Source organism: Streptomyces sirii, assembly GCF_045690365.1.
Lineage (GTDB): Bacteria > Actinomycetota > Actinomycetes > Streptomycetales > Streptomycetaceae > Streptomyces > Streptomyces sirii.
This window is the reverse complement of the sequence record NZ_CP147982.1, coordinates 7,324,458-7,351,080: the sequence shown is the minus strand read 5'-3', so window position 1 is coordinate 7,351,080 and position 26,623 is coordinate 7,324,458. Positions and strand designations below refer to the sequence as shown.

General features: G+C 72.0%; 26 protein-coding genes. 13 read left to right on the top strand and 13 right to left on the bottom strand.

All coding sequences use genetic code 11. The annotated features are described in order from the left end of the window. Positions 1–81 precede the first annotated feature (81 nt). The 3 genes from WAB15_RS32680 to WAB15_RS32670 all read right to left on the bottom strand — a co-directional run bounded on the left by WAB15_RS32680 (position 82) and on the right by WAB15_RS32670 (position 2,804). Positions 82–1,098, bottom strand: coding sequence for a TIGR03842 family LLM class F420-dependent oxidoreductase (locus WAB15_RS32680; protein WP_407288445.1), 1,017 nt, complete (start codon positions 1,096–1,098; stop codon positions 82–84). 11 nt (positions 1,099–1,109) lie between these two features. Next, positions 1,110–2,501 (bottom strand): dihydropyrimidinase, encoded by a 1,392-nt coding sequence (gene hydA, locus WAB15_RS32675; RefSeq protein ID WP_399148873.1) that lies wholly within the window; start codon positions 2,499–2,501, stop codon positions 1,110–1,112. A 168-nt stretch (positions 2,502–2,669) separates the two neighbouring features. Then, the gene (locus WAB15_RS32670; protein WP_407289376.1) at positions 2,670–2,804 is read right to left on the bottom strand and encodes a hypothetical protein; all 135 of its coding nucleotides are present in this window, start codon (positions 2,802–2,804) and stop codon (positions 2,670–2,672) included. 307 nt (positions 2,805–3,111) lie between these two features. Here WAB15_RS32670 and WAB15_RS32665 point away from each other — a divergent pair, with 307 nt between their 5' ends. Then, positions 3,112–3,996 (top strand): ABC transporter substrate-binding protein, encoded by an 885-nt coding sequence (locus WAB15_RS32665; RefSeq protein ID WP_407288444.1) that lies wholly within the window; start codon positions 3,112–3,114, stop codon positions 3,994–3,996. A gap of 147 nt (positions 3,997–4,143) precedes the next feature. Here the strand turns inward: WAB15_RS32665 and WAB15_RS32660 are convergent, their stop codons facing one another. Further along, a complete protein-coding gene (locus tag WAB15_RS32660; RefSeq protein WP_407288443.1) occupies positions 4,144–5,466 on the bottom strand; it encodes an aspartate aminotransferase family protein in 1,323 nt (440 codons plus the stop codon). Beyond that, entirely contained in the window at positions 5,463–6,305 is an 843-nt protein-coding gene (locus WAB15_RS32655; protein WP_399148869.1) for a nitrilase-related carbon-nitrogen hydrolase, read from the bottom strand. Before WAB15_RS32655 ends, WAB15_RS32660 begins: the two co-directional genes overlap by 4 nt. Positions 6,306–6,489: 184 nt before the next feature. On the opposite strand from WAB15_RS32655, the gene WAB15_RS32650 reads away from it, so the two are divergent. The 3 genes from WAB15_RS32650 to WAB15_RS32640 all read left to right on the top strand — a co-directional run bounded on the left by WAB15_RS32650 (position 6,490) and on the right by WAB15_RS32640 (position 9,090). Then, a complete protein-coding gene (locus WAB15_RS32650) occupies positions 6,490–6,921 on the top strand; it encodes a MarR family winged helix-turn-helix transcriptional regulator (protein WP_407288442.1) in 432 nt (143 codons plus the stop codon). Then, complete coding sequence (locus WAB15_RS32645; RefSeq protein WP_407288441.1) at positions 6,918–8,408, top strand: MFS transporter; 1,491 nt, start codon at positions 6,918–6,920, stop codon at positions 8,406–8,408. The genes WAB15_RS32650 and WAB15_RS32645 overlap by 4 nt, the downstream gene beginning before the upstream one ends. Positions 8,409–8,535: 127 nt before the next feature. After that, a complete protein-coding gene (locus WAB15_RS32640; RefSeq protein ID WP_407288440.1) occupies positions 8,536–9,090 on the top strand; it encodes an isochorismatase family protein in 555 nt (184 codons plus the stop codon). A gap of 15 nt (positions 9,091–9,105) precedes the next feature. Here WAB15_RS32640 and WAB15_RS32635 read toward each other — a convergent pair whose 3' ends face one another. Both WAB15_RS32635 and ggt read right to left on the bottom strand, forming a co-directional pair. Then, positions 9,106–10,587 carry an amidase gene (locus WAB15_RS32635; protein WP_407288439.1) on the bottom strand — a complete coding sequence of 494 codons (1,482 nt, stop codon included), beginning with the start codon at positions 10,585–10,587 and terminating at the stop codon, positions 9,106–9,108. Positions 10,588–10,760: 173 nt separating this feature from the next. Next, on the bottom strand, positions 10,761–12,593 hold the full coding sequence (gene ggt, locus WAB15_RS32630) for a gamma-glutamyltransferase (RefSeq protein WP_399148864.1): 1,833 nt from the start codon (positions 12,591–12,593) through the stop codon (positions 10,761–10,763). Between the two features lie 144 nt (positions 12,594–12,737). On the opposite strand from ggt, the gene WAB15_RS32625 reads away from it, so the two are divergent. Both WAB15_RS32625 and WAB15_RS32620 read left to right on the top strand, forming a co-directional pair. After that, entirely contained in the window at positions 12,738–13,481 is a 744-nt protein-coding gene (locus WAB15_RS32625) for a hypothetical protein (RefSeq protein WP_399148863.1), read from the top strand. An 86-nt stretch (positions 13,482–13,567) separates the two neighbouring features. Next, on the top strand, positions 13,568–14,668 hold the full coding sequence (locus WAB15_RS32620) for a calcium:proton antiporter (protein WP_407288438.1): 1,101 nt from the start codon (positions 13,568–13,570) through the stop codon (positions 14,666–14,668). Positions 14,669–14,731: 63 nt separating this feature from the next. Here the strand turns inward: WAB15_RS32620 and WAB15_RS32615 are convergent, their stop codons facing one another. Both WAB15_RS32615 and WAB15_RS32610 read right to left on the bottom strand, forming a co-directional pair. Then, complete coding sequence (locus tag WAB15_RS32615; protein ID WP_407288437.1) at positions 14,732–16,639, bottom strand: APC family permease; 1,908 nt, start codon at positions 16,637–16,639, stop codon at positions 14,732–14,734. Positions 16,640–16,873: 234 nt separating this feature from the next. After that, positions 16,874–17,611 (bottom strand): SDR family NAD(P)-dependent oxidoreductase, encoded by a 738-nt coding sequence (locus tag WAB15_RS32610; RefSeq protein WP_407288436.1) that lies wholly within the window; start codon positions 17,609–17,611, stop codon positions 16,874–16,876. Between the two features lie 161 nt (positions 17,612–17,772). Here WAB15_RS32610 and WAB15_RS32605 point away from each other — a divergent pair, with 161 nt between their 5' ends. The 3 genes from WAB15_RS32605 to WAB15_RS32595 all read left to right on the top strand — a co-directional run bounded on the left by WAB15_RS32605 (position 17,773) and on the right by WAB15_RS32595 (position 19,367). Then, complete coding sequence (locus WAB15_RS32605; protein WP_407288435.1) at positions 17,773–17,946, top strand: hypothetical protein; 174 nt, start codon at positions 17,773–17,775, stop codon at positions 17,944–17,946. Between the two features lie 88 nt (positions 17,947–18,034). After that, positions 18,035–18,571: a VOC family protein gene (locus WAB15_RS32600; RefSeq protein WP_407288434.1), complete on the top strand. Its 537-nt coding sequence runs from the start codon at positions 18,035–18,037 to the stop codon at positions 18,569–18,571. Next, on the top strand, positions 18,564–19,367 hold the full coding sequence (locus tag WAB15_RS32595) for a MerR family transcriptional regulator (RefSeq protein WP_407288433.1): 804 nt from the start codon (positions 18,564–18,566) through the stop codon (positions 19,365–19,367). The genes WAB15_RS32600 and WAB15_RS32595 overlap by 8 nt, the downstream gene beginning before the upstream one ends. Positions 19,368–19,387: 20 nt before the next feature. On the opposite strand, the gene WAB15_RS32590 is transcribed toward WAB15_RS32595, so the two are convergent. After that, complete coding sequence (locus WAB15_RS32590; RefSeq protein ID WP_407288432.1) at positions 19,388–20,224, bottom strand: alpha/beta fold hydrolase; 837 nt, start codon at positions 20,222–20,224, stop codon at positions 19,388–19,390. Beyond that, positions 20,221–20,814 (bottom strand): TetR/AcrR family transcriptional regulator, encoded by a 594-nt coding sequence (locus WAB15_RS32585; RefSeq protein ID WP_407288431.1) that lies wholly within the window; start codon positions 20,812–20,814, stop codon positions 20,221–20,223. The genes WAB15_RS32590 and WAB15_RS32585 overlap by 4 nt, the downstream gene beginning before the upstream one ends. A gap of 231 nt (positions 20,815–21,045) precedes the next feature. On the opposite strand from WAB15_RS32585, the gene ligD reads away from it, so the two are divergent. Then, positions 21,046–22,017, top strand: a complete 972-nt coding sequence (ligD, locus tag WAB15_RS32580; RefSeq protein WP_407288430.1) for a non-homologous end-joining DNA ligase — start codon at positions 21,046–21,048, stop codon at positions 22,015–22,017. A gap of 101 nt (positions 22,018–22,118) precedes the next feature. Here the strand turns inward: ligD and WAB15_RS32575 are convergent, their stop codons facing one another. Then, positions 22,119–22,442, bottom strand: a complete 324-nt coding sequence (locus tag WAB15_RS32575; RefSeq protein ID WP_407288429.1) for a hypothetical protein — start codon at positions 22,440–22,442, stop codon at positions 22,119–22,121. A gap of 234 nt (positions 22,443–22,676) precedes the next feature. Between WAB15_RS32575 and WAB15_RS32570 the strand changes: the two genes are divergently transcribed. After that, positions 22,677–23,732 (top strand): glutathione S-transferase family protein, encoded by a 1,056-nt coding sequence (locus WAB15_RS32570; protein ID WP_407288428.1) that lies wholly within the window; start codon positions 22,677–22,679, stop codon positions 23,730–23,732. 123 nt (positions 23,733–23,855) lie between these two features. After that, complete coding sequence (locus WAB15_RS32565; protein ID WP_399148851.1) at positions 23,856–24,155, top strand: hypothetical protein; 300 nt, start codon at positions 23,856–23,858, stop codon at positions 24,153–24,155. 48 nt (positions 24,156–24,203) lie between these two features. Here WAB15_RS32565 and WAB15_RS32560 read toward each other — a convergent pair whose 3' ends face one another. After that, positions 24,204–25,532: a PLP-dependent aminotransferase family protein gene (locus WAB15_RS32560; protein WP_407288427.1), complete on the bottom strand. Its 1,329-nt coding sequence runs from the start codon at positions 25,530–25,532 to the stop codon at positions 24,204–24,206. 258 nt (positions 25,533–25,790) lie between these two features. On the opposite strand from WAB15_RS32560, the gene WAB15_RS32555 reads away from it, so the two are divergent. After that, on the top strand, positions 25,791–26,597 hold the full coding sequence (locus WAB15_RS32555; RefSeq protein WP_407288426.1) for an alpha/beta fold hydrolase: 807 nt from the start codon (positions 25,791–25,793) through the stop codon (positions 26,595–26,597). Positions 26,598–26,623 lie beyond the last annotated feature (26 nt).

Sequence of the window (26,623 nt, the reverse complement as noted above, 5' to 3'; positions counted from 1 at the left end):
CGGCGAGCCGCCTGAGCGGCGCGGTGACCGGTAATGCGATAGGTGGCTCCTCCGGCGAGGGCGCCTCCGAAGGAAACCGGATCACTGCCGCAGAGCAGGGATGACGGCCGCCCCGTAGCCGTCGATGAGGTCCTCACGGGCGTCGTGCATGGCGTATACCGCAAAGTGGTCGACGCCCAGTGCCTGCAACGTCCGTAGCTTGTCGATGTGTTGCTCTTCGGTGCCGATGACGCAGAAGCGGTCGATGATCTCGTCGGGTACGAAGGCGGTGTCAGGATTGTCGGCGCGGCCGTGGTGGGCGTAGTCGTAGCCGTCGCGGTCCTTGATGTAGGCGGTGAGGGCCTCGGGGACGGCGGCGGAGTGCTCGCCGTATTTGGCGACGAGGTCCGCGACGTGGTTGCCGACCATGCCGCCGAACCAGCGGCACTGCTGGCGTGCGTGCGCCAGCGCGGCAGGAGAGGTGTCGTCGGTGAGGTAGGCGGGTGCCGCCACGCAGATCGTCAGCGAGGACGGGTCGCGGCCGGCGGCAGCCGCCGCGTCCCGTACGGCCTTGACCATCCACTCCGTCAGATACGGGTCGGCCAGCTGGAGGATGAGGCCGTCGGCCTGCTGGCCGGCCAGGGCCAGTGCCTTCGGGCCGTACGCCGCCATCCATACCGGCAGGCGGCCGTCGCGCACCCAGGGGATCCGCAGGGTCCGCCCGTCCACCTCGGTCTCGCGGCCCTCCGCCAGATCACGGATGACGTGGATCGCCTCACCGAGCGTGGCCAGCGTGTTCGGCTTCCTTCCGGCGACCCGCATCGCCGAGTCGCCCCGGCCGATACCGCACACCGTGCGGTTGCCGAACATGTCGTTCAGCGTCGCGAAGGTCGACGCGGTCACCTCCCATGTGCGCGTCCCGGGGTTCGTCACCATCGGTCCGACCGTCAACTCAGTGGTGTGTTCCAGGATTTGGCTGTAGATGACGAAGGGCTCCTGCCAGAGCACCGCCGAGTCGAAGGTCCAGCCGTAGCGAAAGCCGTTGCTCTCCGCACGCTGCATCAGGTCGACGACCGTCGAAGCGGGCGGGTCCGTCTGCAGGACGATTCCGAAATCCACGATGGGACCTCCTATTGCAGATACTGGCAGGTGGCGCGCGGCATGTACTGGCCGTGGCCGGCGTGCCCGGTGAACTTGCGCTGGTCGATGACGAGTTCGCCGCGTGACAGGACCGTCTCCACCTGGCCCGTGACACGCTTGCCCTCGTATGCCGAGTAGTCGACGTTCATGTGGTGCGTCGCCGCCGACATGACCTGCTCGGCGGTCGGGTCGTAGATGACCACGTCCGCGTCCGCGCCGGGCGCGATCGTGCCCTTCTTTCCGTACAGCCCGAACATGCGGGCCGGGCCGGCGCACGCGATCTCGATCCAACGGCGGCGGCTGATGTGACCGTCCACGACCGCCTGGTGGAGCAGGTCCATGCGGTTCTCCACGCCGGGCAGACCGTTGGGGATCTTGGAGAAGTCGTCGCGGCCCAGCTCTTTCTGGCCCGCGAAGCAGAACGGACAGTGGTCGGTGGAGACCACCTGGAGGTCGTTGGTGCGCAGGGCCCGCCACAGAGCGGCCTGGTGCTCACGCGGCCGCAAAGGCGTACTGCACACGTACTTCGCGCCCTCGAAGTCGGGCTCGGCCAGGTTGTCCGTGGACAGGTACAGATACTGCGGGCAGGTCTCCCCGAAGACCGGCAGCCCCATGTCCCTGGCCGCCGTCAGCTCCGCGACGGCCTCCTGCGCCGCCACATGCACCACGTACAGCGGGGAACCCGCCACCCGGGCGAGCTGGATCGTCCGGTGCGTCGCCTCCGCCTCCAGCAACGCCCTGCGCACCTCACCGTGATACCGCGGCGCCGTCTGGCCCCGCTCCAGCGCCTGTTGCACCAGCACGTCGATCGCGATGCCGTTCTCCGCGTGCATCATGATCAGCCCGCCGTTGTCCGCGGCCCGCTGCATCGCCCGCAGAATCTGCCCGTCGTCGCTGTAGAAGACCCCCGGGTATGCGGTGAAGAGCTTGAACGAGCTCACTCCTTCGGCCACGAGCCCGTCCATCTCCCGCAGCGTTGATTCGTTCACGTCGGAGAGGATCATGTGGAAGCCGTAGTCGATGGCGCACTGGGCATCGGACTTGGCATGCCAGGTGTCCAGGCCGGCGCGGAGCGACTTGCCGCGCGACTGGACCGCGAAGTCGATGAGGGTGGTGGTACCGCCCCAGGCCGCGGCGCGGGTGCCGGTCTCGAAGGTGTCGGAGGAGGCCGTCCCGCCGAAGGGGAAGTCCAGATGGGTGTGGGCGTCGACGCCGCCCGGGATGACGTACTTGCCGGTGGCGTCGATGACGCGCTCGGCGGTCCACTGCTGGGTCCCGGTGGAAGCCATGGCCACGATGCGGCCGTCTTCGATCAGGACATCTGCGTGGGTCTCTTCGGCGGCCGTGATGACGAGGCCACCGGTGATCAGAGTGCGGTTCATCCTTCGCGCCTCCCTGCGCCCACCGGGTACTTCGTGATCCCGATGCGGTCATCGAGTCGAATGTGGTCCTGCGTGCCCTAAGAGGGCGGCGCAGTAGGGGTGGTGGAGCCGGTCGTGTCACTCCGGCCTCATCGGTGCGAGTCGGTGTCTGCACGAGGCACGGCCGTCTCAGCCGCTCCCGCCGAAGTCGATGAGGGTAGCGGCCGGCGCGGCGACCCGGCCGTCCTCCACCAGGACATCGGGGTGCATCTCGTCGGCGGCGGTGATCACCAGACCGCCCTGTACGACCGTACGGCTCACCATCTCAGCTCCCTACCTGACACCACGTCACAGCTGGTCTACACCCGTAGATTCCGGTCGAGAAGGAGACACCGTAGAAGCATGTCACCCACCGTGGCAATACCGTGACCGGAGATCGGCGAGGACGTTCGTGTTGCGCCGACGATCAGTCGGCCGGTTCAACGCGGGGGCCGCGCCGGAGGGGTGCGGGGGTGGCGGGATGGGCAGATATCCGCCGACGCCGGCGGGCAATCCTCGCGGGCGCCACTTCATCGGGACGGACGACAGGACGACAGGACGACTCAGGAACGATACAGAAAGGCAGCGGGTCATGGAGCGGAACACGCCGTGGGAGTTCTCCGACGACCGGGGGCGCCTGGTAGTGGCCGGGAGCCGGCCGTTACGAATCGTCGCGTACATACAGGCGGGGGCCACGATGTGGGACCACGGCATACGCCCGGTGGGACTCTTCGGGTCCCAGCACGACGGCGCCACCCCCGACCCCGCCAAGAGCGGCGAACTGCCGCTGTCGGAGATCCCGTACCTCGGCTCGGGTGCCGCTCTGCACCCCGACTCCCTGCTGGAGGCGGAGCCGGACCTCGTGGTGGCGGTGACCTACGACGGTGAGCAGGTCTACGGGCTGGAGCAGAAGACCGCGGTGGAGCTGGAGGCGCATGTGCCCCTCGCCACGGTCGCGGTCGGTCCGGGCCGGAGCCTGGCCGAGGTGCGCGAGCGGTTCGCGGCGCTGGCCGGATCGCTGGGCCGGGGCGAACCACTCGGTGCGGCACGGGAGTTGGACGCCGCGGAGGACGCGCTGCGGCAGGCGACCGGGGGCACGGTGCGGCCCCGGGTGCTGGCGCTGTCGCCCGCGGGTCCGGAGCGGGTGCACCTGGCCCGGCCCAGCTCCTGGCCGGATCTGCGGGCGCTGACCGAGCACGGCGTCGGCCTGCTGGAGCCGGCGGCGGGCGCCGGTGTGAACTGGTCCACGGTCGGCTGGGCGGAGGCCGCGGAGCTGGCCCCGGACATCGTGCTCATGGACGTACGGGCGAACGCCGCCCGGCCCGAGGAGCTGCGGGCCGACGAGCACTGGCGGGCGATCGAGGCCGGGGCGCGGCTGCTGCCATGGAATCCGGAGGCTCCGTGCAGCCGCCGGGCGCACACCCGGTTCTTCACGCTGGTCGCCGACACGGTGCGCGAGGCCGCCGCGCGCGGCTGACCGCAGGGGTCCTCGACGCCCCGTTGACGAATATCCGCTACGCCACCCCCCACCTCGGATCTCCGCCGCGAAGCGCCCCTCGCTCCGGGCGCACGCCGGTCAGGCGGAGCGGCGACGACCGCCCCGCCCGCGCATCCCGGCCGCCGGCTACGCCCCGGCGAGCGTTTCCTGCGCCGCCCGCAGCGCCTCCGCGAGCAGTTCGGCGCCCTCCTCCGCCTCCGCTACGGTCAGCGTCATCGGGGGCGCGATCCGCAGCGAGGCCCCGCCCTGACCGCCCTTGCCGATCAGCAGTCCACGCTCGCGGGCGGCCTCCACGACCAGCGACGCGGCCTCCGGTGAGCGCTCTTCGGTGCCGGGGCGGACCAGTTCGACGCCGATCATCAGGCCGCGGCCGCGTACCTCGCGTACGGCGTCGAGACCGGCGGTGACCGCCCGCAGCCGCTCGATGAGCAGTCCGCCGACCCGCCGGGCGTTGCCCTGGAGGTCGTGTTCGAGCAGGTAGTTGAGGTTGGCGAGGCCGGCGGCCATGGTGACGGGGCTGCCGCCGAAGGTGGAGATGGAGTTCGCGGTGAGCGAGTTCATCACCTCGGCACGGGCCACCACGCCGCCGATGGACATGCCGTTGCCGATGCCCTTGGCGAAGGTGAGCAGGTCCGGCGGCCCGCTCGCGGCGTGCGCCTGCCAGCCCCAGAAGTGGTCGCCGGTGCGGCCCCAGCCGGTCTGCACCTCGTCGCTGATCCACAGGATGCCGTGCCGTGCCAGCACCTCCCGGAAGGCGGCGTAGAGGCCGTCGGGCGGCAGGGTGAAGCCGCCGACGCCCTGGATCGGCTCGGCGATCAGCGCGGCGACGCCGCCCGCGGTCTGCTGGAGCATGTCCTCCAGGTCGGCGACGCAGGCCGCGATGTAGGCGGCGTCGCCGAGCTCCGCGTACGGGCCGCGGCTGCGCACCCCGCCGTGTACGTAGAGCGTCTGGAGCGGAGAGAGGCTGGTGGGCGACCAGCTGGTGTTGCCGGTGATACCGACGGTGGAGAAGGAGCGGCCGTGGTAGCTGTTGCGCATCGCCAGGATCTGGTTGGAGCGGCGGTGCGTGGTGGCCAGCAGCAGGGCCGCGTCGTTGGCCTCCGTGCCGGAGGTGGTGAAGAAGACCCGGGCGTCGGGGATGCCGGAGAGCGCGGCGATCCGCTCCGCCAGCTCGACCATGGGGCGGGAGAGGTAGAGCGTCGAGGTGTGGATGATGCGGCCGGCCTGATCGCCGACTGCCTTGGTCACCTCGGGCAGCGCGTGCGCCGTCATGGTGGTGAGGATGCCGCCGAAGAAGTCGAGGTAGCGGTTGCCCTCGGCGTCCCAGACGTACCGGCCCTCGCCGTGGGTGAGTTCGATGGGCCGCTCGTAGTAGAGGCTGAGCCAGGAGGGCAGCACGGCCTGGTGGCGGGCGTACAGGTCCGCGGTGTCCTGGGGGGTCCGGGTCATGGCCGCACCAGCCCGTCGTAGGCGTCGGGTCGGCGGTCGCGGTAGAACGCCCACTGCCGGCGGACCTCGTCGATCAGGCCGAAGTCGAGGTCGCGGATGAGGAGTTCCTCCTTGGTGTCGCTGGCGACCTCGCCGACGAACTGACCGCGCGGGTCGACGAAGTAGCTGGTGCCGTAGAAGTCGTTGTCGCCGTACTCCTCGACGCCGACCCGGTTGATCGCCGCGATGAAGTACTCGTTGGCCACGGCGGCCGCGGGCTGCTCCAGCTTCCACAGGTAGGCCGACAGCCCACGGTGGGTGGCGGAGGGGTTGTAGACCAGCTGGGCGCCGTTGAGGCCCAACTGCCGCCAGCCTTCCGGGAAGTGGCGGTCGTAGCAGATATAGACGCCGATCTTGCCGACGGCGGTGTCGAAGACCGGCCAGCCGGCGTTGCCCGGCTTGAAGTAGTACTTCTCCCAGAAGCCCTTGACCTGCGGGATGTGGTGCTTGCGGTACTTGCCCAGGACCGTGCCGTCGGCGTCGACGACGACCGCGGTGTTGTAGTAGAAGCCGGCCTGCTCGATCTCGAAGACCGGCACGACGATGACCATGCCGGTCTCGCGGGCGAGGTCCTGCATCCGCCGCACGGTCGGGCCGTCGGGCACCGGCTCGGCCCAGCGGTAGTGCTCCGGGTCCTGGACCTGGCAGAAGTACGGAGCGTTGAAGACCTCCTGGAACCCGATCACCTGCGCGCCCTGCGCGGCCGCCGCTCTGGCGTACTCCTCATGCTTCGCGATCATCGATTCGGTGTCGCCGGTCCAGGTCGCCTGAACCAGTGCGGCACGCACAACATCGGCCATGAGCTGCTCCTTTGTCGATGCGTCTGCCTGCAGCCCACGCGGGAGGGATCTACGCGTGTGGAGGTGACCGTAAGCCTCGTCACGCACCGTGGCAAGACCATCTCCCCCGTGGCGCGCCCAGGGAATCCTCACGATCAAGACAGGCGAACTTGCAAGTTTTCCTGTTGATATCTATGGTGGAGATATGCCGGAAAAGGACCAGGAACGCCTGGCGACGGATCTGGGCGCGACCGTCGCACAGCTGATGCGCCATCTGCGCGCCGCCTCACCGCAGGGTGAACTGACACCGACCCAGCGCTCGGTGATCTCCCGGATCGACACCGGCGGACCGGCCACCATCGCGGCGCTGGCCCGCGCCGAGCTGGTGCGTCCGCAGTCCATGCGGCTGACCGTCGGCGCGCTGGAGGAGCGCGGGATACTCGCCCGCAGCCCGCATCCGACCGACGGCCGCCAGGTGGTCTTCGCCCTCACCGACGAGGGTCTTCGGATGCTCACCGCCGTACGGCAGGCCAAGCAGAACTGGCTCGCGGTGGCCATCGCCAACCGGCTGAGCACCGAGGAGCAGCAGACCCTGGCGGCGGCGACCGTGCTGATCCGGCGGCTGATGCCGGAATGAGCGACCCGGCTGCCGCGGCGGCGGCCACGGACCGGACGGCCGCTGCCGCACCGGAAGGACCGGGCCGGCCCGCCGCTCCCGGCCGCGCCTTCGGCGCCCGTCTGATGACGCCGCTGCTGCTCGGCTCGCTGCTGAACCCCGTCAACTCGACGATGATCGCCACTGCCCTGGTGGCCATCGGACGGGACTTCCACGTCGGCGCCGCCGACACCGCCTGGCTGATCTCCGCGATGTACCTCGCCAGCGCGGTGGGCCAGCCGTCGATGGGGCGGCTCGCCGACCGGGCCGGACCGCGCCGGGTCTTCGTCGCGGGCGCTGCGGCCGTCTGCGCCGCGGGCCTCATCGGCGCCCTCGCGCCCGGCTTCGGGCTGCTGATCGTCTCCCGGGTCGTCCTCGGGATCGGCACCGCGGCCGCCTACCCCGCGGCGATGGCGATCCTGCGCGCCGAGTCGCGCCGGACGGGGCAGCCCACGCCCCGCTACGTCCTCGGGCGGCTCTCGCTCGCCGCGCTGGGCAGCGCCGCCATCGGGCCCACGCTCGGCGGACTGCTGGCGGCGACCGCGGGCTGGCGGGCGGTCTTCGCGGTCAACATCCCGCTGGCGCTGCTCGCGCTGGCCGGCGCGCTCGCCTGGCTCCCGCCCGACCGGAGGACCGGCCGCGACGAGGCGGACGCCGGCCGCGACGAGAAGGGCACCAGGCGCGGCGAACCCTCCCCCGCCGGCGTCGCCGGCGCCCTCGACCCACTGGGCATCGCCCTCTTCGCCGGCGCGCTGACCTGCGCGATGTTCTTCCTCCTGCGGCTGGCGGACCCGCCGTGGCTGCTGCTGGCGCCCGCCGGCGCACTCGGCGCCGTCCTGGTGTGGTGGCAGCTGCGCCACCCGGAACCCTTCATCGACCTGCGGACGCTCGCCCGCAACGGCGCGCTGGTGCGCACCTACCTGCGCCAGGGCCTGACGTATCTGGTCATCTACTGCGTGCTCTACGGGTTCAGCCAGTGGCTGGAGCAGGCGCACGGCTACTCGCCGTTCCACGCCGGACTGGTCATGCTGCCGATGTCCGTCGCGGCCGCGTGCTGCTCGCTGGCCGGCGCCCGGACGAAGGGCATCCGCGCCCCGCTGACCGTCGCCGCGCTGTGTCTGGCCGCCGGCAGCGCGGTCTTCCTCCTGCTGGCGGGCACCAGTCCGCTGATCGCGCTGCTGTGTGCCGGGGCGCTCTTCGGCATCCCCCAGGGCCTGGCGTCCACCGGCAACCAGGCCGCCGTCTACGCCCAGGCGCCACCCGACGGCGTGGGCGCGGCCGCCGGTCTGCAGCGCACCTCCCAGTACCTCGGCGCGATCACCGCCGCCGGCCTGATCGGGCTGCTGTACGGGCAGCGCGCCTCGGACTCCGGTCTGCACGAGATCGCCCTGATCGGCGTCGCACTGGCCCTGCCGCTGCTCGCCCTGACCCTCGCCGACCGCGCCCTGAGCCCCCGTCACCAACCGTAGGTCCGCACACCCCGGGCCACTCGTTCTCCTCGCACCACCGCACTTCCGCCCCGTGCACCACCACACTCACGACCATTCGCCCCCCACGACCACCCACCACCACCGATCACCACGACAGGGAGCACACATGTCCGCCACCACCCTCGACCCCCGCACCGCCCTGGTCCTGATCGACCTTCAAAAGGGCATCGTCGGCCTGCCCACCGCTCCGCTGCCCTCCGCCGAGGTCGTCGAGCTCGGCGCGCGGCTGGCCGCCGCGTTCCGGGCCCGCGCGCTGCCCGTCGTCCTGGTGAACGTCACGGGCGGCGCACCGGGCCGTACGGAGTCCGCGCTGCGCGGCGGCACCCCGCCCGCCGACTGGGCCGAGCTGGTGCCCGAGCTCGACCGGCAGCCCGGCGACATCACCGTCACCAAGCAGCAGTGGGGCGCCTTCCACGGGACGAACCTGGATCTGGAGCTGCGCCGGCGGGGCGTAACCCAGATCGTGCTCGCCGGCATCGCCACCAGCATCGGCGTGGAGTCCAGCGCCCGCGCCGCGCACGAACACGGCTACCACGTCACGATCGCCACCGACGCGGTGACCGACCTGGACGAGGCGGCGCACCGCAACAGCCTGGAGAAGATCTTCCCGCGGCTCGGCGAGACCGACACCACCGACACGATCATCAAGCTCCTCGGCTGAGGCGACGCGCCCGCCTCAGCGCGGTACGCCGTCGAGCGGCGCCGGGTGTCCGGCCGGGCGCCGCTCGTGCCAGCGCAGATCGTCCTGGAGCTGGGCGGCCAGCGCGATCAGCCGTGGCTCCCCATGGGCCGGGCCGAGGAGTTGGGCTCCCAGGGGCAGGCCGTCCGCACTGAAGCCGGCGGGCACGCTCACGCCCGGCCAGCCGAGGACGTTCCACGGCCAGGCGTACGGGCAGGCGGCGATCATGGCCTGATCGGTACGCCAGCCGCTGAGTTTGGCCAGCGTGCCGATCCGCGGCGGCGGGGTGGCGGTGGTCGGCGTCAGCAGCACGTCGTAGGGGCCGAACAGGGCGCCGATGCGCCGCTGTTGGCGCTTCTCCACCAAACGGGCCCGACGGAGCACCGGCCCGCCGAGCACCCGCCCCATCCGCACCGCGCCCCGCGTACGGCGGTCCAGCAGGCTGCGGTCGGGGACCCGGGCCGCCCACTCCCCCACCCCCGCGGTGGCGCGCGGGACGAAGGCCAGTCCGACCAGCCCGTAGTCGGGCTCCGCCTCCTCGACGAAGTGGCCGAGGCGGGCCAGGGTGCGGGCCACGCCGGTCACCGCGGCGCGTACGTCGGGGTGCAGCGGCTTGGCCGTGAACGTCGTGGCCGGCTTCCAGGACAGCGCGATCCGCAGCCGCCCCGGGTCGCGGCCGGCCGCCTGGCGCGCCGCGATGGCGGGCGGCCGGTGCAGATCCCCGGCGTGGTTGCCGCTGGCCACGTCCAGCAGCAGCGCCGCGTCCTGGACCGTACGGGCCAGCGGGCCGATGCCGGTGATCCCCTGGAAGGACTCGGCCTCCGGCCAGGTGGAGATGCGGCCGCGCTGGGGTTTGATACCGACGAGATGGGACCAGGCGGCGGGGATCCGGACCGAACCGGCGCCGTCGGTGCCGAGCGCGGCGGGCACCAGCCCCGCCGCGACCGCGGCCGCCGAGCCGCCGGACGAGCCGCCCGGGGTGTGGGCGAGGTTCCAGGGGTTGCGGGTGTCGCCGAAGGCCGGGCCCTCGGTGAACGGCCACTGCCCCAACTCGCAGGCGTTGGTCTTGCCGACGATGATCGCGCCGGCCGCGCGCAGCCGCCGGACGACCTCGGCGTCGCGCTGCTTGAGCGGGAACTCGCCGGCGCAGCCGAACGCGGTGGGCTCGCCCGCCACATCGGTGTCGTCCTTGACCGCGACGGGCACCCCGAGCAGCGGCAGCCGCTCCCCGGCCGCCAGCCGGCGGTCCGCCTCCGCGGCCTCCGCCATCGCCGCCTCGGCCCGTACCCGCTTGAAGGCGTTGACGGTGTCCTGGGTGGCCGCGATGCGCTCCAGCGACCGCCGCACCAACGCGGTCGAGCTGACCCGGCCTTGGGCCAGCGCACGCGCCTGCTCGGCGAGACCCTCCCAGTCGCCGGCTCCGACATCCCGTGCCGGGGCCGGCCCGGCCTCCCTGTCCTGGCTCTCGTCAACGCTCACGCTGCGTGCCCTCCATGGGACCGCTCATTCGAACGAACGGTCCCATTAGGCTAATCGCCGCCGCCGCGGCCTTCAACGGCGCCGCGCGGCACGGCACATCGACGACACACGGACGGCACACAGCGGCCGGTCGGGTGCCGGTGGTGTGGCGTCCGGCACCCGTTCCGGGAACGTCACGACCGGTGGACGACCATCGCCGAGCCGCCGCCGCGGCGCACCTTCTCGGCCGCGGCCAGCCAGCGGCCGTCCGGCAGCCGCTGGACACCGGTCGCCGCGCCGATCTCCGGATTCTGCTTGAACGCGTGTCCGATCGCCTCCAGTTGCCGGCGGAGCGGGCTGTTCCACAGGGCGGGTTCGAGTTCGGTGGTCGCCGCGTTGCGCTGGCTGGCGCGGGGCGCGGCGATCGCGTCGACCAGCGGCATACCACGGTCCAGGTGGTTCAGCAGCGTCTGCAGCACGGTCGTGATGATGGTCGAGCCGCCGGGCGAGCCGAGCGCCAGCACCGGCCGGCCGTGCCGGAGCACGATCGTCGGCGACATCGACGAGCGCGGCCGCTTGCTCGGCCCCGGCAGATTGGGGTCGTGGACCGCGGGGTCGGCGGGCGCGAACGAGAAGTCCGTCAGCTCGTTGTTGAGCAGGAAGCCCCGGCCGGGGACCACGATGCCGCTGCCGCCGGTCTGCTCGATCGTCAGGGTGTAGGCGACGACGTTGCCCCACTTGTCGGCGACCGTCAGATGGGTGGTGTTCGGCCCCTCGTACGTCGTCGGGGCGGCCTTGCCGCCGGCGGCGCAGCGCTCGGGGTGGCGCGGGTCGCCGGGCGCGAGCGGGCTGGTCAGCGCCTTGTCGTCGGTGATCAGGCAGGCGCGGGCATCGGCGAACCGCTGCGAGGTCAGGCCCTTGGTGGGGACGTCCTCCTGGGCCGGGTCGCCGACCCAGCGGCCGCGGTCGGCGAAGGCGATCCGGCTGGCCTCGATGTAGCGGTGCAGATACCGCTTCTCGCTCAGCCGGGAGAGGTCGGTCCGCTCCAGGATGTTCAGCGCCTCCGCGACACTGGTGCCGCCGGAGGACGAGGGGGCCATGCCGAAGACGTCGAGGCCGCGGTAGGCCGTGCGGGTGGGCGCCTGACCGAGCACCTCGTAGGTCCGCAGGTCGTTCGTGGTGAGGTCGCCGGGCCGCACCGTGCGGGTGGCTCCGGAGCGCACCGGTGGCTTGCGGACGGTGCGGACGATGTCCCGGGCCAGCTCGCCCTTGTAGAGCGCGCCCACCCCGCGCTCGGCCAACTCCCCGTAGGTGCGCGCGAGATCGGGGTTCTTCATGGTCGAGCCGACCACCGGCAGTTTGCCGCCGGGCAGGAACAGGTCGGCGGTCGCCGGGAAGTCCCTGAAGCGCGCCTCGTTGTCGGCGGTCTGCCGGCGGAAGGTGGCATCGACGGTGAAGCCGTGGGAGGCCAGCCGGCGGGCGGGGCGCAGTACGTCGTGCAGCGACCGGCTGCCCCACTTGTCCAGCGCGGCGTCCCAGGTGGCGGGGGTGCCGGGGGTGCCGACGCCCAGCCCGCTGGTGACGGCGTCGTCGAACGGGATGGGCTTGCCGTTCTCCAGGAAGAGGTCCTTGCCGGCGGAGCGCGGTGCGGTCTCCCGGCCGTCGAGGGTGCGCACCGTCTTGGACCTGGCGTCGTAGTAGACGAAGTAGCCGCCGCCACCGATGCCCGCGGAGTACGGCTCGGTGACGCCGAGGGCGGCGGCGGTGGCGACCGCGGCGTCGACGGCGTTGCCGCCCTTCTTGAGCACCGATATGCCGGCGGCCGAGGCGTCCGGGTCGACGCTGGAGACCGCCCCTCCGTAGCCGACGGCGACCGGGGTCTTCTCCGGTGTGGCGGTGGTGGCGCCGTCCTGGTCCGAGGGAGCCGGGCGCGGCGGTGCGGACTGGGCGACGGCCGGGACCGCCACCAGGGAGCCGGTCAGCGCGGCGGCGGCTCCCAGGACGGTGAGACGTCGGAATCTGGTCATAAGCGGGCTTTCCTCCACGGTGTGCGCGAGGGACGGCAGGGGCCGGAGCCTACTCGGGTGAACAGCACGCTAACAGGGGGCATTTCGGGTGCTAGCGGCCCCGGCCTCGAACGCACTACCGGTCAGCCGCTACGCTCCCCGGCCATGGATGACACCCTGCTGCTCCTGTCCGTCGCGGTCGCCGCCCTCGCCCTGGGCCTGGCGGCCGGCTGGGCCGGGTATTCGGCGGCGGCCCGCCGGAAGCTCGCCCGCGAACAGAGCTTCTTCGGGCTGCCGGAAGGCTCGGAGTGCGTGCTGGTGACCCACCGGGACAGCTCCTCGGCCCACTGGAGCATCCCGCGCCATGACGCCCTTGCGCTGCTGGGGCTGGCCGCGGTGGTGGAGACCTGCGGTGCGCACCCCGAGGTCGCCCCGCACGACACCGGCCTCCAGGGCTTCGGGGCGCGCACCGAGTTCTGCGTCGGCGACCCCACCGCGCACCGCCGACTGGCCGCCCATATATCCAATCTGCTGCCGGGCGTCGCCGTGCACCCGGGCGACGAGTCCGGTGCGGGCCGCGGAACCTTCTCGGTCGGCGGCTCGACGTACCGGATGGAGCCCGGCGCGGTGGAGTACGTCCTGCTTGCCCGTCTGACGGCGGGTGAAGGCGGCCGCCCGGTGTTCCTGGCGGCCGGCCAGCGCCCGGTCACCCACCGGGCCGCGGTCCGCCACCTGGTGCGCAACCGGGCCCGGCTGGCCCGTAAGCACGGCGCCGACGGCCAGTTCTGCCTCCTGCTGAAGGTGGTCAACTCGCAGGCCTACGGGCCGGACGTGGTCGAGCTGGTCGCCGACGTCACCAAGGCCGCGACCACGCCCGCCGAGACGAAGAGCCACCGGGCCGCGGCCTGAGGCCGACGCACCGTCGGGCGGCCGGGGTGCGGCCGACCGGCCGACCTGGCGGGCGGCCGCCCCGCTGATCTGCCAGGCTCGACAGCATGATCGCCGGCCTCCGTTCCACCGCCCAGCACTGGAGCGATGTGCTGCCGGTGCTGGCGGTGGTCCTGCTGGTCCTGACCTGGGGGCGGTCGCTGCCGGGCGGCGTGGTCGCCCTGGTGTCGTGCTTCCTGGCCGCGGCGGTGCTGGCCGCGGTGCACCACGCCGAGGTGATCGCACTCCGCGTGGGTGAGCCGTTCGGGTCGCTGGTGCTCGCCGTCGCGGTGACCATCATCGAGGTGGCGCTGATCGTCACGCTGATGGCCGACGGCGGCGAGAAGAGCGCGACGCTCGCCCGGGACACCGTCTTCGCGGCGGTGATGATCACCTGCAACGGCATCGTCGGACTGTCCCTGCTGGTCGCCTCGCTCAAGCGCAGGGTGGCCGTCTTCAACGCCGAGGGCACCGGCGCGGCGCTGGCGACGGTCGCGACGGTGGCGGGGCTGAGCCTGGTGCTGCCGACGTTCACCACCAGCGCTCCGGGCCCGCAGTTCTCCACTCCGCAGCTGGTCTTCGCCGCGCTGTCCGCGCTGATCCTCTACGGGCTGTTCGTGGCCACCCAGACCGTCCGGCACCGGGACTACTTCCTGCCGGTGACCTCGTCCGGCGAGGTGATCGACAGCGAGGAGCACGCCCACCCGCCGTCGGCGCGGGCGGCGTGGACGAGCCTGGGGCTGCTGGCGCTGGCGCTGATCTCGGTGGTCGGGCTGGCGAAGGCGGTGTCGCCCACCATCGAGTCCGCGGTGATCGCCGCCGGGCTGCCGGCGTCGGTCGTGGGCATCGTCATCGCCCTGCTGGTGCTGCTGCCGGAGACCATCGCGGCGGTCCGCGCGGCCCGCCGCGACCGCGTCCAGACGAGCCTGAACCTGGGCCTGGGCTCGGCGATGGCCAGCATCGGCCTGACCATCCCCGCGGTCGCCGTCGCCACGGCCCGGCTGCCGGGGCCGCTGATCCTGGGCCTGGGCGCCAGCCATCTGGTGCTGCTCGCGCTGACCGTGACGGTCGGCACCCTGACGGTGGTCCCCGGCCGTGCCACCCCGCTCCAGGGCGGTGTGCACCTCACGCTGCTGGCCGCCTACATCGTCCTGGCGCTGAGCCCGTAGGGCCGGGCTCGCTCCCCGCGTCGTCGGCCGTCGCCAGGGGTGTCCGGGTTGTCCGGGGCGTCCCTAGAGGCGATAGGGAACGTTGACCACGGTCACCCCCGGCGTGAACATCAGCCGGGCCGTGAGCCGCAGGGCGCTCTGGTTGTGCAGCGGCTGCTCCCACCAGTGGCCGACGATGAACTGGGGGATGACGACCGTGACGGCGGCGCCGGGGTACCGCTCGCCGGTCTCGACCACGTAGTCGACCACCGGCTGGGTGAAGTCCCGGTAGGGCGAGCTGAGCACCTGCAGCGGTACGTCGATGCCATGGGCGTCCCACTGCGCGCGCAGTCCGGTCACATCGGCGGGATCGACCGCGACGGTCAGCGCCTCCAGTGAGGTGGCACGCATCGTACGGGCGTAGCCCAGGGCCTTGAGCGTGGGCACGTGCAGGTCGCTGACCAGCACCATCACCGCGTTCCCGGCCGGCGCCCAGGGCCGCGCGTCCGGGGTGGCCGACAGTTCCTGCGCGACCCGCTCGTAGTGCCGGCGCACCGCGCGCATCCCCAGGAACAGCGTCGGCATGGCGATCACCACGATCCAGGCGCCGTGCGTGAACTTGGTGATCACGACGATGATCAGCACCAGCCCGGTCAGCACCGCGCCGACCGCGTTGATCGCCTGGGAGCGGCGGCGCCGGGCCCGTTCGCGGGGCCGCAGCCCCGGGGCGGCCAGAACCTTCCGCCAGTGCCGGACCATGCCGGTCTGGGAGAGGGTGAAGGAGACGAAGACGCCGATGATGTAGAGCTGGATGAGGTGGGTCAGCTCGGCGTCGAAGAGGACGATCAGCCCGATCGCGGCCAGCGCGAGCAGCACGATCCCGTTGGAGAAGACCAGTCGGTCGCCGCGGTTGCGCAGCTGCCGGGGCGCGAAGCGGTCCTCGGCGAGGACGGACGCCAGCATGGGGAAGCCGTTGAAGGCGGTGTTGGCGGCGAGGACCAGCACCCCGGCCGTGAAGGCCTGCAACAGGTAGAACAGGGCGTCGAGGTCGCCGAAGGCGGCACGGGCGATCTGGGCGAGCGCGGTGGAGGTCGGCGTGTGGGCCGGCAGCCCCAGCTCGGTGGGGTCCACCGCGACATGCACGTCGTAGAGCATGGCCAGGATCGTGATCCCGCCGAACATGGTGACGGAGAAGAACCCCATGACCAGCAGCGTGGTGGCGGCGTTGCGGCTCTTGGGCCTGCGGAACGCGGGCACGCCGTTGCTGATCGCCTCGACTCCGGTCAGCGCCGTGCACCCGGAGGCGAAGGCGCGCATCCCCAGCAGGACCAGCGCCAGCCCCGTGTAGACCGATGCGGCGTGCAGCGGCAGGTCCGCGGACTCGGCGCGGACCGTCGCGCCGGTGGCCATCCGTACGGCGGCGAACGCGAACATCAGGTAGACGAAGAAGACGAAGCCGTAGGTGGGGACGGCGAAGATCCGGCCCGACTCCCGCACCCCGCGCAGGTTCATCAGCGTCAGCAGCACCACGAACGCGACGGACAGCGCCACGTTGTGGCCGCCGAGGGAGGGGATCGCGGAGGTGATCGCGGCGACGCCGGAGACGACGGAGACCGCGACGGTCAGCACATAGTCGACGAGCAGCGCGCTCGCCGCGGTGAGCGCCGCGCCGCGCCCGAGGTTCTGCGCGCTGACGAGGTAGGCGCCACCGCCACCGGGATACGCGTAGCAGGTCTGCCGGTAGGACGCGACCACGACGACCAGGACCAGGACGATGGCGGCCGCGGCGTACCAGGTCAGATGCAGCAGCGCGACCCCGCCCAGGCCCACGACCAGGAGGATCTCCTCGGTGGCGTAGGCGACCGAGGACAGCGGGTCGCTGCAGAAGATCGGTAGCGCCAGCCGCTTGGGCAGCAGCGTCTCGCCGAGCCGCGCACTGTCCAGCGGGCGGCCCACCATCATCCGCTTCGTCCTGGAGAAAAGGGGGGTCATAGCCGGACAAACTATGGTCCGCCGGAGGGGGCGGGAGGGAGGCTCGCGGAGTCCCGCCGAGGGTGAGAGCGGTCACCCGCCGCACTTCCAGCTCTCGTGATGGTTTATCGTTCAATCGCGGCGGGCGCTTCCCCCCTGCCCGCTGCGAGCCCCGGCCGGAATCCCCCGTTCGGCCGGGGCTCCCCCCTCTCCGTACCGGGCGCGTGCACCGCCCGGGCCCCGGGCGCGACGACCTCAGCGCAGATGCGACGCCCCGTTGACGTCCAGCACGGTGCCCGAGGACCAGAGCGCCGCCGGCGAGGCGAGGTAGTGCACGGCCGAGGCCACGTCCTCCGGCGACGCGACCCGCCCGAACGGGCTCTGTCCCCGGACCTCGTCGGTGAGGCGCTCCGCGACCCGCTCGGTCTGCACGAACCCGGGCGCCACCGACGCCACACCGATCCCGTACGGCGCCAGATGGACCGCCAGCGACTGCCCCATGGCGTGCAGCGCCGCCTTCGACGCGCCGTAGGCGGGATGGTCCGGCTCACCGCGGAACGCCCCCCGCGACCCGATGTTGACGATCCGCCCCTCCACCTCCCGCTCGATCATGTTGCGCGCCGCGCAGTAGCTGACGTTCGCCGCGCCCAGCAGATTCACGTCCACGACCTGCCGCCAGGCCCGCTGCCAGTCCTCGAACGACGTACGGTCCAGCGGGTGCGCCACATTCGCGGCGGCGTTGTTGACGAGGACGTCGACGCCGCCGAGCCCGTCCACCGCCGCCCCGACGATCTCGGCCGCCCCCTCCGGCGTCCGCACATCGCCCTGCACCAGCACATGCCCGCCGCCCGCCAGCGCCCCGAACGCGTCCTCGGCCGCCTCCCGGCGCGACGAGTAGTGCAGCGCGACGCGATCGCCGCCGGCCGCGAACAACTCGGCGACCGCCCGTCCGATCCCCCGCGAAGCCCCGGTCACCAATACCGCCCGGCTCATCGGACGCCCTCCCTCAACACATCGATCTCCACCTGCCGTACCGGAAACGATCTTAGGGAAACGATGGGACGGATGCGGCCGTGCTCTCCATGGTGGAAGCAACCCAACGGCCCACCGCCACCTGTTCACCGCCTCGTCCACCCACCGCAAGGGAGCCCACCGTGCCGCCCGAGCACGGTGTTCCCGACGCCGGCTACTTCCTCGACAGCGCGACGGAGTTCGACGACGGCTGCGGACACTGGCTCTACGCCGATGACCCCGACGGGTTCGCCCGAGCCGTTCGCTCGTTCCTGGACCGCACCCCCGCCCACCGCACCGATTCACCGGCGACGTGACCGCGAGGGCCGGGCCCGGGACCTTCCGCGTCGCTGCCCACGAACTCGGCTTGACCCTCACGCCGCGTGAGGCTGAAGAGTGGGGCCCATGAGCGACTACTACAACGCGTTCGAGATGAGCCCCGTGCCCACTCCCGGCCCGGATGCGGTTCCGCCGGAGCCGTTCCGTGGCATCTATGGAATGCCCGCCTTCGTGACGATACCCACGAGCGATCTGGCGGCGTCGATGGACTTCTGGATTCGTGGGCTCGGGTTCTTCGAGCTGTTCAGCATCCCCGGCACGCTTGTGCATCTGCGCCGGTGGGCGTTCCAGGACGTACTCCTCGTCTCGGCGGCGAGCGTTCCGGAGCAGCCGCCGGCGATGAGCTTCAGCTTCGCGGGCCTGCTCAGCCAGGTCGATTCCCTTGTCGAGGCATGTCGTGCGTTGCGCCCGAACTCGGTCGACGGTCCACGGGACACCCCCTGGAACACCCGCGATGTGGAAGTGATCACCCCCGAGAACGCACGGATCGTCTTCACCGCCGCGAAGCCCTTTGATCCGGCCAGTCAGGAGGCACGGAACCTTGAAGCCATCGGGATCACCCCACCGGGCGTCGATCGCGACGACAATGTGGAGCATGCCTGATGCCACTGACGCCGATGGCCTGACCGTCGGTCAGGTCTCGGCGCGTCTGGACGTGACGGTCCGCGCGCTGCACCACTGGGACGAGATCGGCCTGGCGCGACCGTCGCTGCGCACGGCTGCCGGATACCGGCTCTACACCGCTGGTGATCTGGAACGCCTGCACCGCATCGTCGTCTACCGTGAGCTCGGTCTCGGCCTGGACGGGATTCGGGCCGTCTTGGACGACTCGACCGCAGACGTGCCCGGCGCATTGCGCGCGCAGCGCACCCAGGTCGCCGAACGGATCGACCGCCTCCGGCAACTCAGCGTCGGACTGGATCGGATGATCGACGCCCACGAGCGGGGCCTGCTGCTGACCATCGAGCAGCAGGCCGCGGTCTTCGGCCCGCAGTGGAACCCGGACTGGCCCGCTCAGGCCCGTCAGCGCTACGGAGACACCACGCAATGGCGGCAGTACGCCGAACGCTCGGCCTCGCGCGGTCCGGAGGAATGGCAGGCCGTCACCGACGCCGTCGCCGGTCTCGACCGTGCCCTCGGGGAAGCCATGGACGCCGGCGTCACACCCGGTAGCCCGGAAGCGAATCGACTCGTCGAGCGGCACCGCGAGGTCTTTGCTTCGTACTTCCCCCTCACCCGGCAGATGCAGGTCTGCCTCGGCCGCATGTACGAGGCTGATCCGGCATTCGCCGCCCACTACGACGGCATCCGCGCCGGCCTTGCCACGTGGTTCCGTCGCATCATCGACGCCAGCGCGCGCTCCCACAGCATCGACCCCGACACCGCGACCTGGCAGTAGAGCGCGGGTCCGGACACCCCCTAGTCCCCGAAGGCCTTGCGAAGGGCTGTGCCGAACTCGGCGGGGTGGGTGGTCAGTCCGGTGTGCCCGCCGGGGAAGTGCAGAAATTCCGTGCCGAGCCGCTGGGCCAGGAAAGCGGCCGACCGGTAGGGCAGTTCACCGTGCGAGTCCTGGCCGCCGGCCAGGACGAGCCGGTCCACGAGTGCCTCCAGCCGGTGGAGGTCCGCGGCGTAGAGCATGAAGGAGGGCACGATGCGTTCGACGAAGTAGGGCAGGTTGGCCATGGTCCGCTCGGCCCGCGCCGCGGCCTGGGGCGGCAGCTCCATCGCGGCCTTCGGCACGGCGGCCTCGCCGCCCTTCGCCAGACCGGCGGCGAACTCGGCCATGGCCGGCATGAGCCCCTGGGTACGGAACACCTCCCGCACCCGCTCGGGGAGCGCACGGTGCTCGGCGGCGTCGGGCAGGACCTCCACCAGCGGCGGCTCGTGCGCCACGACGCGCTCGACGCGTTCAGGGCGGGCGGTGAGCAGCCCCAAGGCGGCGATCGCACCCGAGCTCATGCCGAACACCCGGGCGGGCTCCTCGGGCGACAGCAGGTCCAGAAGCCGCAGCGCGTCGTCGGCGTGCTCGGCCACCCGCTGCTCGGCCTCGGGGCCGTCCAGTGTGCTGCGGGACATCCCGCGCGGGTCGTAGGTCGCGACGGTGTATGCGGCGGCCAGGTCGTCGGCGACGCCGTCGAAGGCGGCCGCTCCGCCCGCCCCTCCGGGGATCAGCAGCAGGAGCGGGCCCTTGCCGCGCACCTCGTAGTGCAGGGTCGCGCCGTTCACGCGCAGGCGGCCGATGGTCGGGTCGGTCATGAGGAGTCTCCTTCACTCAGCGGGGGCCAGTGCTCCAGGAGGGAGTGCAGGGCGTCCAGGGCGCGGACCCAGGAGTGCTGCGGCGAGCGCTGGTGCGCGAACCCGCCCGCGGCCTCCAGGGCGACGAACCCGTGGAAGGTGCTGCGCAGCAACCGGACCGCGTCGGTCAGATCGGGCTCGGCCAGTCCGTAGCCGCGCAGCATGCCGTAGGTCAGCTCGACGGCGCGTCGCGGTCCGGGCGCCTTCGCGGCCAGCTCGGGATCGATCTGGAGGGGGAGCTGCGTCGCCATATAGCGGCCCGGGTGCTCATGGGCGTACGCCCGCCAGGCGTCGGCGAACGCGACCAGCGCGTCCTTGCCCGATCGTCCGGCGGTCGCCTCCGCGATACGGATGGTCTTCTCGTCCGCCGCCAGCAGCGCGATCCGCCCGCGCAGGTCCTCCAGACCGCGGACGTGCGTGTACAGGCTCGCGTCCTTCACGCCCAGCCGCCGCGCCACCTGCGACATGGTCACCTGATCCAGCCCGACCTCGTCCGCCAGCTCGGCGCCCGCGATCGTCACCCGCTCCGCCGTCAGCCCGGCCCGCACCATGCGCGCCCTCCCTTCCTAGGGGTATTAGGTTTACCCTAGGACCCCTAGGAAGGCAAACGGGAATCGCGCGGGACGGGAGGAAGGAGCCGGGAGGGAAGGAGGGGGAAAGGAGCGGGGAGGAAAGGACGGGAGGAAGGGAGGCGAGGCAGGCAGGGGAAGGGGGCGAGGCGCCTGCGTCCTGACGTCCGGCGCCGATCTGCGAGCGCCCTGGCCTCGCCCGATCATCGAACTATGGCCCCGACCGCCGAGCACGGCTCGACCCCGTACCCCGTGATCCGGCCGATGCTGGCCGCGATCGGGCCGCTGCCCGACGAGGACGAGGAGGCGGCCTGGGCGTTCGAGGCCAAATGGGACGGCGCGCGCTGCATCGTCAACACACCCGGGGACGGCACGCTCCGGCTGGTCACACGGGCGGGCAACGACGCGACCGGCACCTACCCGGAGCTGGCGCCGCTGGGCGAGCAGCTGCGGGGCCGGCCGGCGGTGCTCGACGGCGAGGTGGTGGTGCTGGACGCGCGGGGACGGCCGGACTTCGGGCTGCTGCAGCGGCGGATGGGCGTGGTGAACCCGCGGCGTACGGCCCGGCTGGCCATGGAGCACCCCGTACATCTGGTCCTCTTCGACATCATGTACCTGGGCGGTTCGCTGCTCGCTTTGCCCTATCACGAGCGCCGGTCGGTCCTGTCCGGGCTGCGGCTGCGCGGCCCCAACTGGTCGGCGCCCGCCTATCTGCAGGGCCATGCGCAGCAGGCGTGGGAGGCCTCGCTCCAGGGCGGGCTCGAAGGGGTCGTGGCGAAGCGGCTGAACTCGGCGTATCTGCAGGGTGTCCGGTCACCCGAGTGGCGCAAGACGAAGCATCTGCTCACCCTCGACGTGGTCATCGGCGGCTGGACGGAGGGGCACGGTGTGCTCGCGGGGCTCCCCGGTTCCGTCCTGGCGGGCGTGGCGGAGCCGGCCGGGCTGCGGTACGTCGGCTCCGTGGGCTCGGGGCTGTCGGACCGGGAACGGCGGGAGCTGGCGCAGTACCTGGCGGTGATCCCGATGGACCGCTCACCGTTCATCAATCCCGTGGACACCATGGGCGCGCACTGGGCCGAGCCCCGGCTGGTCGCCGAGATCACGCTCACCGGCTGGACCTCGGCCGGACGGCTGCGGCACCCGATCTGGCATCGGCTGCGGCCCGATCTGACACGCCTGGGCTGAGGCGGGGCGGGGGCAGGGACGGCTGCCCCCGGAGCGCCTTGGGACGGGGGGTCCGGGCCCCCTCAGGTCGCGGGCCCGGTCAGGCTCCGAGCCCCGTCAGCTTACGGGCGGCAGAACGCCGCCGTGGTGACCGAGCCGCCGTCGTTCTCGTCGTCCGTGCCCAGGATGCCCGTGCTCGACCCCGGCAGGCACGCCAGCGCCTCGATCTTGTGTCCGGCGGCGAGGGCCACGTACTCCCGGTCCCGCCCCGGCACGGCGTCGATCGCCTCCAGGTCGACGGGCTGCCCGCCCCGCCATTCGACCGCCCTCACCTGCGGCTTCGCGTGCCGGCTGTACCGCACGGCGACCAGCCGCTGCTGGCCGGGCTCCTTGTTGTCGCGTACGGCGAGGGTGTCGACCGTATCGCCGTGACGACCGTCGACCACGATGCCGCTGAAACCGGATGTGATGCCGTCCCCGACCCGCCGCCAGTCGTCCGCCGGCCGATCGCCGTGAGCCGGGGCGAGAAGCGTGGCGCCGTTGATAACGAAAGAGAGCGCGATATGCGATATGCCGTCGGGTGGTGCGATGCGCCGGGCGGCTGACGCCGCGGGACGACCACGTCGGTACGGGAAGGCTCGACAAGAGCAGGTGACCACCGCGGACGGAAGGAGCCGGTGATGCCCCACGCCACCGAGGGCAACGCGATGTGCGGCAACACCGAGTACGGCAGAGCGACCTTCAAGCGCTCCCGGAGCCACTTCGCGGACCGCATCACGGCGGACGGCCGCGACGGCTGGCCGGTCGAGGCCGGCCGCTACCGGCTGGTGGCGAGCCGCGCCTGCCCCTGGGCGAGCCGCGCCGTCATCGTGCGGCGGCTGCTCGGCCTGGAGGACGCGCTCTCGCTCGCCATCCCCGATCCGCTGCAGGACGACCGCAGCTGGCGCTTCACCCTGGATCCGGACGGACGCGACCCCGTACTCGGCATCCGCTTCCTGAGCGAGGCCTACGACGCCCGCGAGAAGGGCTACCCGGGCGGGGTCAGCGTCCCCGCCGTCGTCGACGTGCCCAGCGGCAAGCTCGTCACCAACGACTTCCAGCAGATCACCCTCGACCTGTCGACACAGTGGACGGCGCTGCACCGGCCGGGCGCTCCGGACCTGTATCCGGAGCGGCTGCGCGAGGAGATCGACGTCGTCATGGCGGGTGTCTACCGGGACGTCAACAACGGCGTGTACCGAGCCGGTTTCGCCACCAGGCAGAGCGAGTACGACGCCGCCTTCCGCGATCTCTTCCGGCGGCTGGACCTGCTGTCGGAGCGGCTGTCCGATCAGCGCTACCTCGTGGGCGACACCCTCACGGAGGCCGACGTCCGACTGTTCACCACACTGGTCCGCTTCGACGCCGCCTACCACGGGCACTTCAAGTGCAACCGGTTCAAGCTGGCCGAGGCCCCGGCGCTGTGGGCGTACGCCAGGGACCTCTACCAGACGCCGGGCTTCGGCGACACCGTCGACTTCCACCACATCAAGCAGCACTACTACCGGGTGCACACCGGCATCAACCCGACCGGCATCGTCCCCTTGGGCCCGGACCTGTCCGGCTGGCTGACGCCGCACCACCGCGAGGAGTTGGGCGGCCGGCCGTTCGGCGACGGCACCCCGCCGGGTCCGGTAGCGCCGGCCGAGGAGGTACCGCCGAGCGGACGCCCCGAGCACCTCCGACTCGGCTCCTGACCGCCGCCCCGGCTCCCCCCGCCCCGAGCGCCTCGCCCGTACCGCGAGGCCCCGCCCGTACCGTGAGACCCTGAGAACACAGGGACTGTGAACTCCACGAGATCCACGCGAGGAGTGAGCCCGATGAGGATGGTTCTGACGGCCCGGATACCTACCGAAGTGGGCAACGAACTGATCAACAGCGGCGCCCTGCCGAAGATCATGGAGACGGCGATCGCCGCGCTGCAACCGGAGGCGGCCTACTTCACCCTCGACGGTGGCGACCGTGCCTGCTTCTACTACTTCGACATGCAGCAGTCATCGCAGATGCCGGCCCTGGTCGAGTCGTTCTTCATGGATTGGCACGCCAAGGTCTCCCTCCAGCCGGTGATGAACGCGGACGACCTGCGCAGGGGGCTCGGTGAGCTGATGAGCGGCACCTGAGCACCCCGGCCGGCGCTCCCGGCCGGCGCTCCCTTCCGCTTCTCTCCGTCACTCCGGTCCGGCGTCCTCCGGTGAGCCGTGCGCCAGTTCGCCCAGGACGCCCAGCGCTTCGGCCAGGGCGTCCAGGGGCGGGGAGGCGAGCGCCAGCCGTACGGCGTTGGGCGTGTGACCCGCGCCCACCGCGAACGCTCCCGAGGGCGTGACGGCGATCCCGCGGCGCGCGGCGGCCGCGACGAAGGTGTCGGCGCGCCATGGCTCCGGCAGCTCCCACCAGCAGTGGTACGCGTGCGGATCGGCTCGTAGCCGGAAGCCGGCCAGCCGTTCGGCGACGATCCGCTGGCGTGCCGCGGCGTCCCGGCGCTTGTCCTCTTCGATGGCCGCCGCGGTCCCGTCGGCCATCCAGCGGGTCGCGGCGTCGAGCGCGAAGCCGGAGGCCGTCCAGGTCCCCGATCGCAGCGCCGTCGCCACGTCCTGGGTGAGAGCCGCGGGCACCGTGAGGAACCCCAGGGACAGGCCGGGGGCGAGCCGCTTGGACAGGCTGTCGACGACCACGGTGCGTTCGGGCGCCAGCGCCGCGAGCGGCGGCAGGTCCTCGCGGAGGAATCCGTAGATGGCGTCCTCGACGGCGTGGATGCCCAACTCCCCCAGCACCGCGGCGAGTTCCTCGCGTCGCCGCTCCGGCATCGTGATGCCCAGCGGGTTGTGCAGGGCCGGCTGGAGGTAGACGGCGCGCAGCGGGGCGGCCGTGCGGAGCGCCTCGGCCGTCAGTCCGTGCTCGTCCATGGCGAGGGGTACCAGCGTGACGCCCAGGCGGGCCGCGATGCCCTTGACGACGGGGTAGGTGAGGGATTCGACGCCGAGGCGCTCACCGGCCGGAACCAGCGAGGCGATCGCGGCGGCCAGCGCCTGCCGGCCGTTGCCGGCGAAGAGCAGCCGCCGGGGGTCCGGGGCCCAGCCGGCACGGGCGAGGTGCGCCGCCGCGGCCTGCCGGGCCGCCGGCGTACCGGCGGCGCCCACCGGGCGGAGCGCGTCGGCCAGGGCGTCGGGGCGCAGCAGATGCTCAAGGCTCCTGCCGAGCAGGGCGGGGTGCTCCGGCAACACCGGGAAGTTGAGCTCCAGGTCGATCCTGGCGTCACCGGGCTCGGCGAGCGCGGGCTCGGCCGACGGGGCGGCGGTGCGGACGAACGTGCCGCGGCCGACCTCGCCCAGCGTCAGCCCCCGTCGGCCCAGCTCCCGGTACACCCGGGCCGCCGTCGAGCCGGCGATCCGCCGGTCGCGGGCGAACCGGCGCAGCGGCGGCAGCCGGTCACCGGGCCGGAGCCGGCCGGCGGCGATCTCCGCCGCCAGCTCGTCGGCGATCACGCGATAGTCGTCCATCGCCCCTTCCCCTCTTCCTCGCACGGGCCCGTCACGCATACGCGCCCGTGACTCACACGAACCCGCCGTCCTCGACGAGCGCTTCTCGACTTCTCGACTTCTCGACTCCTTGGCTTCTCGACTTCTCGGCGTCTCCGCTTCTCGACGAGCACCTTACGCCACATTGCACCGAGATCATTATTTATATTGCACCGAGCAATTGCCCCTCATAGCATCGAGGAACCGAGGAACCACACAGCGGCAGAGGGGATGCGCGGCATGGGATCGACCCGATTCGCGGAGATCAGCGTCGGTTACGAGGACGAGGGCGACGGCGAACCACTGGTGCTCCTCCACGGCCACCCGTTCGACCGCTCGATGTGGCGCCCGCAGATCGAGCACTTCAGCCGGGCCGGATGGCGGGTGATCGCCCCGGACCTGCGGGGCTACGGCGAGAGTTCCGTCGTCCCGGGCACGACCCCGCTGGAGACCTTCGTCCGCGACACCGTCGCCCTGCTCGACCGTCTCGGCATCGAGCGCTTCGTGCTCGGCGGTCTGTCCATGGGAGGCCAGATCGTCATGGAGTTCTGGCGGCTGTTCCCGCACCGGATCCGGGGCATGGTGCTCGCGGACACCTTCCCCGCGGCGGAGACCGACGCAGGCAAGGCCGCGCGCCGCGACATGGCGGAGCGCGTCCTGCGGGAGGGGATGTCCGGCTACGCACACGAGGTCCTGCCGAAGATGATCGCGCCGCACACCATCGCCACCCGGCCGGACGTCGCCCGCCACGTCATGGGAATGATGACGGGCACACCGCCCGAGGGCGCGGCGGCGGCGCTGCGCGGCCGCGCCGAACGCCCCGACTACACCGAGATGTTGTCGCGGATATCGGTTCCGGCGCTGGTGGTGGTCGGCACGGAGGACACGTACACACCGGTGAGCGACGCCCGCGACATCCACCGACGCATTCCGCACGCCCAGTTGACGGTGATCGAGCAGGCGGCCCACATGCCGAACCTGGAGCGGGCGGACGAGTTCAACGCCGCACTGGAGGCCTTCCTCACCACCCTGCCGCGGACCGCCTGACGGCAGGACGCGACGGCCGGGGCCCG

Coding starts and splice junctions, on each gene's coding strand:
- hydA (WP_399148873.1), bottom strand. CDS start 2,501: ATGAACCGCACTCTGATCACCGGTGGCCTCGTCATCACGGCCGCCGAA.
- WAB15_RS32670 (WP_407289376.1), bottom strand. CDS start 2,804: ATGGTGAGCCGTACGGTCGTACAGGGCGGTCTGGTGATCACCGCCGCC.
- WAB15_RS32665 (WP_407288444.1), top strand. CDS start 3,112: ATGGAGCGGAACACGCCGTGGGAGTTCTCCGACGACCGGGGGCGCCTG.
- WAB15_RS32660 (WP_407288443.1), bottom strand. CDS start 5,466: ATGACCCGGACCCCCCAGGACACCGCGGACCTGTACGCCCGCCACCAG.
- WAB15_RS32655 (WP_399148869.1), bottom strand. CDS start 6,305: ATGGCCGATGTTGTGCGTGCCGCACTGGTTCAGGCGACCTGGACCGGC.
- WAB15_RS32650 (WP_407288442.1), top strand. CDS start 6,490: ATGCCGGAAAAGGACCAGGAACGCCTGGCGACGGATCTGGGCGCGACC.
- WAB15_RS32645 (WP_407288441.1), top strand. CDS start 6,918: ATGAGCGACCCGGCTGCCGCGGCGGCGGCCACGGACCGGACGGCCGCT.
- WAB15_RS32640 (WP_407288440.1), top strand. CDS start 8,536: ATGTCCGCCACCACCCTCGACCCCCGCACCGCCCTGGTCCTGATCGAC.
- ggt (WP_399148864.1), bottom strand. CDS start 12,593: ATGACCAGATTCCGACGTCTCACCGTCCTGGGAGCCGCCGCCGCGCTG.
- WAB15_RS32625 (WP_399148863.1), top strand. CDS start 12,738: ATGGATGACACCCTGCTGCTCCTGTCCGTCGCGGTCGCCGCCCTCGCC.
- WAB15_RS32620 (WP_407288438.1), top strand. CDS start 13,568: ATGATCGCCGGCCTCCGTTCCACCGCCCAGCACTGGAGCGATGTGCTG.
- WAB15_RS32615 (WP_407288437.1), bottom strand. CDS start 16,639: ATGACCCCCCTTTTCTCCAGGACGAAGCGGATGATGGTGGGCCGCCCG.
- WAB15_RS32610 (WP_407288436.1), bottom strand. CDS start 17,611: ATGAGCCGGGCGGTATTGGTGACCGGGGCTTCGCGGGGGATCGGACGG.
- WAB15_RS32600 (WP_407288434.1), top strand. CDS start 18,035: ATGAGCGACTACTACAACGCGTTCGAGATGAGCCCCGTGCCCACTCCC.
- WAB15_RS32595 (WP_407288433.1), top strand. CDS start 18,564: ATGCCTGATGCCACTGACGCCGATGGCCTGACCGTCGGTCAGGTCTCG.
- WAB15_RS32590 (WP_407288432.1), bottom strand. CDS start 20,224: ATGACCGACCCGACCATCGGCCGCCTGCGCGTGAACGGCGCGACCCTG.
- WAB15_RS32585 (WP_407288431.1), bottom strand. CDS start 20,814: ATGGTGCGGGCCGGGCTGACGGCGGAGCGGGTGACGATCGCGGGCGCC.
- ligD (WP_407288430.1), top strand. CDS start 21,046: ATGGCCCCGACCGCCGAGCACGGCTCGACCCCGTACCCCGTGATCCGG.
- WAB15_RS32570 (WP_407288428.1), top strand. CDS start 22,677: ATGCCCCACGCCACCGAGGGCAACGCGATGTGCGGCAACACCGAGTAC.
- WAB15_RS32565 (WP_399148851.1), top strand. CDS start 23,856: ATGAGGATGGTTCTGACGGCCCGGATACCTACCGAAGTGGGCAACGAA.
- WAB15_RS32560 (WP_407288427.1), bottom strand. CDS start 25,532: ATGGACGACTATCGCGTGATCGCCGACGAGCTGGCGGCGGAGATCGCC.
- WAB15_RS32555 (WP_407288426.1), top strand. CDS start 25,791: ATGGGATCGACCCGATTCGCGGAGATCAGCGTCGGTTACGAGGACGAG.